At 57.0% G+C, this 3703-nt stretch carries 4 protein-coding genes and 1 pseudogene; 3 read left to right on the top strand and 2 right to left on the bottom strand.

Annotated features, from left to right (window positions below; all coding sequences use genetic code 11):
- Positions 1-237 precede the first annotated feature (237 nt).
- Positions 238-726 (top strand): GFA family protein, encoded by a 489-nt coding sequence (locus KGB06_RS28825; RefSeq protein WP_223521803.1) that lies wholly within the window; start codon positions 238-240, stop codon positions 724-726.
- Between the two features lie 13 nt (positions 727-739).
- Here the strand turns inward: KGB06_RS28825 and KGB06_RS28820 are convergent, their stop codons facing one another.
- The gene (locus tag KGB06_RS28820) at positions 740-1348 is read right to left on the bottom strand and encodes a tRNA-(ms[2]io[6]A)-hydroxylase (RefSeq protein WP_046032069.1); all 609 of its coding nucleotides are present in this window, start codon (positions 1346-1348) and stop codon (positions 740-742) included.
- Between the two features lie 164 nt (positions 1349-1512).
- Here KGB06_RS28820 and KGB06_RS28815 point away from each other — a divergent pair, with 164 nt between their 5' ends.
- Positions 1513-2373, top strand: a complete 861-nt coding sequence (locus KGB06_RS28815) for a universal stress protein (protein ID WP_223521800.1) — start codon at positions 1513-1515, stop codon at positions 2371-2373.
- A 119-nt stretch (positions 2374-2492) separates the two neighbouring features.
- Here the strand turns inward: KGB06_RS28815 and KGB06_RS28810 are convergent, their stop codons facing one another.
- Complete coding sequence (locus KGB06_RS28810; RefSeq protein ID WP_027923350.1) at positions 2493-2963, bottom strand: DUF1289 domain-containing protein; 471 nt, start codon at positions 2961-2963, stop codon at positions 2493-2495.
- A gap of 406 nt (positions 2964-3369) precedes the next feature.
- Here KGB06_RS28810 and KGB06_RS28805 point away from each other — a divergent pair.
- Positions 3370-3703, top strand: a pseudogene (locus KGB06_RS28805) (aconitate hydratase B); the annotation flags it as partial.

Raw genomic sequence — 3703 nt, 5'->3', positions numbered from 1 at the left:
CTGCGTTCGGCTGCGCAGCAGTCGTAAAACCTGAGTTTGCGGTCTTCCTGAAACACTGCATCGTCTGATTTCGCGACTGCTGCGCAGCCGAACGCAGGCTTCGCCAGCTGCTACAAAAATTGCGTTGTCGCATAAATTGCTTAACTGATCGGCATTAGGGCTTGCCCGCGATGAGGCCCGCCTTACCACTGAAAGTCTAAGCTTTGCAGATAAGCCCAATACTCGTAGGAAGCGACCATGCATCTAGAAGGTTCCTGCCACTGCGGCGCCGTGTCATTCAGCCTGAACAGTGCCCACCCCTACCCTTATCAACGTTGCTACTGCTCGATCTGTCGCAAGACACAGGGCGGTGGCGGTTATGCGATCAATCTCGGCGGCGATGCCGGGAGCCTCAAGGTACGCGGCCGAAAGCACATCGCGATTTACCATGCACGGCTCAAGGATGAAGGCGATAAACGGGCGCACAGCAGCAGCGCCGAACGGCATTTCTGCTCCCTTTGTGGTACGGGACTGTGGCTGTTCAGCCCTGAATGGCCGGAGCTGATCCACCCGTTTGCGTCCGCCATCGACACCCCGTTGCCGGTGCCGCCAGAGCACACGCACTTGATGCTCGGCTCAAAAGCGCCGTGGGTGGAGGTCGAGGCGCATTCCGGCGATCAGCAGTTCGAGGTCTATCCCGAAGAGTCCATCGCTGATTGGCACGAACGCCTCGGCTTGAGCCGCTAAGGCGTTTTAAGCGTCAGGCCGCAGCGGGCACGCCACTGTGGAAACGGAACTCCACGTCCGGCGACTCGATCAGCTCCTGCTCTGCCGCACGGACCTTATCGATCACTTGGGCGATGTCCTTGGCGTCCCCGTACTGGTAAGCCAGTTTCAGGTAACCCTGGAAATGCCGCGCCTCGCTTTTCAGCAGCCCGAAGTAGAACTTGCCCAGTTCTTCATCCAGATGCGGCACCAGCGCCTCGAAACGCTCGCAACTGCGGGCCTCGATAAAAGCGCCCACCACCAACGTATCCACCAGTTTCACCGGTTCATGGCTGCGTACCACTTTGCGCAGGCCCGAGGCGTAGCGACCGGCGGACAATTGGCGCAGCTCGATCTTGCGCTTTTTCATCAGGCGCATGACTTGTTCATGGTGCACCAGTTCTTCCCGGGCCAGGCGCGACATCAGGTTGATCAGGTCGACATGGGAGTGGTACTTGGCAATCAGGCTCAGCGCCGTGCTGGCCGCTTTGAATTCGCAGTTCTTGTGGTCGATCAGCAAGGTTTCCTGATCGGCCAGTGCGGCCTGCACCCAGCCGTCAGGGGTACGGCAGCCGAGGAACTCGTGAATTTCGGGAAGGATCATGGGGCTCACGGATAAAGGGTTCAAAATCGAAGGGCGCCGATTATACCGGCCTGTCGGCAGACCACCAGTCGCCAACCGTTGATATGCATCAAGTACCTGGTTGGCGAGCAGCAACTATAGTTGTGCAACGCCGTGCTTTTTACCCCTTTATGGAGATCCCGATCATGCAAGCCATTCGCAGCATTCTGGTGGTCATAGAACCCGAACATTCGGAGAGCCTGGCGCTCAAACGGGCCAAATTGATTGCCGGAGTGACTCAGGCGCACTTGCACCTGCTGGTCGTTGACCGCAAACATGACCATAACGGTATGTTGGGCGTGCTCAAGGCAGCCTTGTTGGCGGACGGCTTTAGCGTCACCACCGAACAGGCCTGGAATGAAAGCCTGCACCAAACCATCATCGAAGTGCAGCAGGCTGAGGGCTGCGGGCTGGTGGTCAAACAGCATTACCCGGACAGCCAGCTGAAAAAGGCACTGCTGACCCCGGACGACTGGAAGCTGCTTCGCGAGTGCCCTACCCCGGTGCTGCTGGTAAAAACTGCCGGTTCCTGGAAAGACAAAGTGATCCTGGCGGCTGTCGATGTCGGCAATAGCGACCTTGAACACCGTCACCTGCACAACACCATCATTGATTACGGTTATGACATCGCCAGCCTGGCCAAGGCTCATTTGCACGTGATCAGTGCGCATCCATCGCCGATGCTGTCGTCGGCCGACCCGACCTTCCAGCTCAAGGAAACCATCGAAGCGCGCTATCGCGAGCAGTGCAAGGCGTTCCAGGCGGAATACGACATCGACGATGACCATTTGCATATCGAGGAAGGCCCGGCGGATGTGTTGATTCCGTTCATGGTGCACAAGCTACAGGCGGCAGTGACCGTGATCGGCACCGTGGCGCGGTCCGGGTTGTCGGGGGCTTTGATCGGCAATACGGCGGAAGTGGTGCTGGATGCGGTGGAGGGTGATGTGCTGGTGCTCAAGCCGCAGGAGATTGAGGATAAGCTTGGGGAATTGGCTCAGCATTGAAATCTATGGCGTCTGGTCGGACGCCATCGCGGGCAAGCCCGGCTCCCACAGGGTTTTGTGAGCACTGGAGATCCACTGTGGGAGCAGGGCTTGGTCCGGGCGGCGTTCCGACGATGCTTTTAGGCGCCAAAGGCGTCTTTCAGGAAGCCCGGTGCGATGTACCGTTGATAATGCGCCTCAGACAGCAAGAAAAATTCCCGATCAATGGCATCACGCAATTCCGGCAGGTTCCAGTCGCGAAATTCCGGCATCAGCACCATCCCGTAGGCTTCCAGGTTATTGATCACCCGCGCCCCACGGGCAATCAGCTGATACGCCCAGCAATACTCCGACTGATGCGGCACAAAACGAATCTTGCGTTGCTCCAGTTGCAAACGCAGACGCTGAGGGTCGAAAACCTCCAGTTTGCTGGCCATCACCTGGGACAGCAATTGCTCAAGACGCAGCCATACCGCGCGCTTTTCCTCCTCGTTGTAACCATTCCAGTTGATCACTTCATGGTGGAAACGCTTGCAGCCACGGCACACCAAATCACCGTAAACAGTGGAGCAAAGGCCGACGCAGGGGGTCTTGATGGTCTGATTGGGCATAGATAGGCAAAACACGGGGGAAACTGACAGGTCGGCATGTTAGCCCTTTGTCTAACATTCATCACCCCTCAAAATTCGGGGTCTAACTTACCTTTAATTTTTTTTTGCCGTAGAATCAGCCAGCCTTTTAAGGCGCCAATGTCCGTTAGAAGCTGTTTTCAAAGCGTCACGAGCACAGTCGTTCCTTCAGAGCGGTGTTGGCGAAGGGTTTTTCCAGCGGGGAAAAGCTCAGCGCCAACCCTCATCAGCTCCCGTTCTGCAGGCGTAAAACTTTGAAAGCAGCTTCTGTAAGGAATTGCCGGTAATTCTGGCTAAGTGGCTCACAACGCCATGCAGCGCATGAGTACGGCAATTCGGGATGAGCGTCCCGGACACCCATTTGGGACCACTGATGAGGGTAATAACTGTGCTTGAAGCCTACCGCAAACATATCGAAGAGCGTGCAGCACTGGGTATCGTTCCCCAGCCGCTTAACGCCGAACAAACTGCAGGCCTGATCGAGCTGCTGAAGAATCCCCCGGCTGGCGAAGAAGCTTTCCTCGTTGACCTGATCACCAATCGCGTTCCACCTGGAGTGGACGAAGCGGCCTATGTAAAGGCCGGTTTCCTCTCTGCCCTCGCCAAAGGCGAAGCCAAATCCCCTCTGATCGACAAGAAGCGCGCGGTTGAACTGCTCGGCACCATGCAGGGCGGCTACAACATTGTCACGTTGGTCAACCTGCTGGACGACGCCGAACTGG

The organism is Pseudomonas sp. GL-B-19 (genome assembly GCF_019956415.1).
Taxonomy (GTDB): Bacteria; Pseudomonadota; Gammaproteobacteria; order Pseudomonadales; family Pseudomonadaceae; genus Aquipseudomonas.
Note: the sequence above shows the minus strand (reverse complement) of the source record. Positions and strands in the feature narration are given on the sequence as shown.